We start from the raw sequence: 1283 nt of genomic DNA, 5'->3' as shown, positions 1-1283 counted from the left end.
CGCCACATATGGCGCAGCCGCATAGGATGGCAGATGGATAGACTTTATTCATGCTGTCGCCTCTCTTTTCATTATTTCCAGTTGCTGATGGTGCTAAAAACTTGCCGGCTCATTCTAATCCATCTCCATGACGGCAGCTTGACACCTCGGCCGGTCAAACCGGCATCGCCTTGTTGTCGTTGAGGTCGAGCCAGCCCTTGATGATGCGGTAGGCTTTCCAGATCCACGCCAGCGACCAGATCAGCACCGCCAGCGGAATGCCGATCAGGGTGATCCATGCCAGGCCGCCCGCGAACATCCAGAACAGATACCACCAGAACGAGCGAATCTGCCAGCGATGGTGGCTGTAGACGAAGGTGTCGGCGGCATCGCCGCGCTTGATGTAGTTGACGATCAGCGGCAGCCACGACAGCATGCCCAGCGACAGCACCAGGCTCAGTCCGTGGAAGATGTACAGCCACCACGCGAGGTCCTTGGCCGATTGCAGCCTGGCATCGAACACCAGTTCCTGATTTCCTTGACTTGTCGCGTCCATGCTTTTCTCCCGGTTGTTTGCAGATGCGTGTGATTACGCCAGTATGTTCAAGATGCCGTCCAGCCCCACAAAGTTCAATGCCACGCTTGCCTGCGCGCGCACCACCGGCTTGGCGCGGAAGGCCACCGAAAGCCCGCTGACGCCCATCATCGCCAGGTCGTTGGCGCCGTCGCCCATGACGATGGCTTGCGACGGCGGTACGCCCAGTTCGGCGCAGACGCGCTCCACCGTCAGGCGTTTTTCCTCGGCGTTGACGATGCCGCCGACCACTTTTCCGGTCAGCTTGCCGTCGACGATTTCGAGTTCGTTGGAATGCGTGTAGTCGAGATTGAGGCGGCTCTTCATGCGGTCGGTGAAGAAGGTAAAACCGCCCGACACCAGCAAGGTCTTGAGGCCGGCGGCCTGGACTGCCTGCAACATCTTTTCTGCCCCCAGGGACAATTGCAGGCGTTCGTCGTAGACGCGCTGCAAGGCGCCGGCGTCGAGGCCCTTGAGCAAGGCGACGCGACGCGTCAGGCTTTCGTTGAACTCGATCTCGCCGCGCATGGCGGCTTCGGTGATTTCGGACACCTGCGGCTTCAAGCCTTGCATGTCGGCGATCTCGTCGATGCATTCGATCGTGATCAGCGTCGAGTCCATGTCCATTGCCACCAGCTTGAAATCCTTGAGCGTACGGCCCGCTTCGACGAGGGCGTAGTCGACTTGCCGCGCCAGGCAGGCAGCATCGATTTGCGTCTTGAGCGCAGCG

The 1283-nt window shown here is 59.9% G+C and carries 2 protein-coding genes; both read right to left on the bottom strand.

Going from position 1 to position 1283, the window contains the following annotated elements:
- Nucleotides 1-154: 154 nt before the first annotated feature.
- A complete protein-coding gene (locus HLUSI_RS0109920) occupies nt 155-535 on the bottom strand; it encodes a DUF4870 family protein (RefSeq protein WP_016833822.1) in 381 nt (126 codons plus the stop codon).
- Between the two features lie 33 nt (nt 536-568).
- Nucleotides 569-1283: phosphoserine phosphatase SerB (serB, locus tag HLUSI_RS0109915; protein ID WP_016833821.1), on the bottom strand; the 715-nt coding region annotated here is incomplete at its 5' end.

This window comes from Herbaspirillum lusitanum P6-12, from assembly GCF_000256565.1.
Classification (GTDB): domain Bacteria; phylum Pseudomonadota; class Gammaproteobacteria; order Burkholderiales; family Burkholderiaceae_D; genus Herbaspirillum; species Herbaspirillum lusitanum.
Note: the sequence above shows the minus strand (reverse complement) of the source record. Positions and strands in the feature narration are given on the sequence as shown.

What these genes read in the sequence shown, in the direction of transcription:
- HLUSI_RS0109920 (WP_016833822.1), bottom strand. Translation starts at nt 535, where the DNA reads ATGGACGCGACAAGTCAAGGAAATCAGGAACTGGTGTTCGATGCCAGG.